Annotated in this window: 1 pseudogene; it reads left to right on the top strand. The window is 65.0% G+C overall.

Features of this window, described 5'->3' with window-relative positions:
* Nucleotides 1–266, top strand: a pseudogene (locus Xets_RS24690) (hypothetical protein); the annotation flags it as partial.
* Between the last annotated feature and the right edge of the window lie 211 nt (nucleotides 267–477).

Consider the following 477-nt stretch of genomic DNA (forward strand, 5'->3'; position numbering starts at 1 on the left):
TGGACAATGGCGCGGATATCCGCCATATCCAGGCGATGCTGGGGCATGAGAAACTCAACACTACTCAGGTGTATACGCGGGTCGCCATCAAACAGCTCAGGCAGGTGCACAGCCAGACCCATCCGGCCGAGCGTGCCCCCCAGACCCAACCGGACGCAGACAACCCTACCGAACCGCCAGAGAGCCGCCCATGCCCTGAATCCGCGGAAAGTAGCATGCCAGACAGCCACCCCGATGCCAGCGGACAGCGCCCCCGTCCCCGTTGAGTCTGCGGGGTTCCGTGCAGGGGCAGACCGTGGCCGGACTGCCCGGAGGCTTCAGTGCCGGCGGGGGTAAATGGGCAATGGTCAGCGGCGGCCACGGTGTCCCCAACCACTGTGTGCCGGCTGCCCAAAGCCCATTTAACATAATGCAGGGAGATTGTGCGAAATTCGCCGTGCGGCCCTGCCGTCGCGCCCAGCCCCGAAGAGCGGCTCA

The sequence above is a fragment of the Xenorhabdus sp. TS4 genome, assembly GCF_014467265.1.
GTDB lineage: Bacteria > Pseudomonadota > Gammaproteobacteria > Enterobacterales > Enterobacteriaceae > Xenorhabdus > Xenorhabdus ehlersii.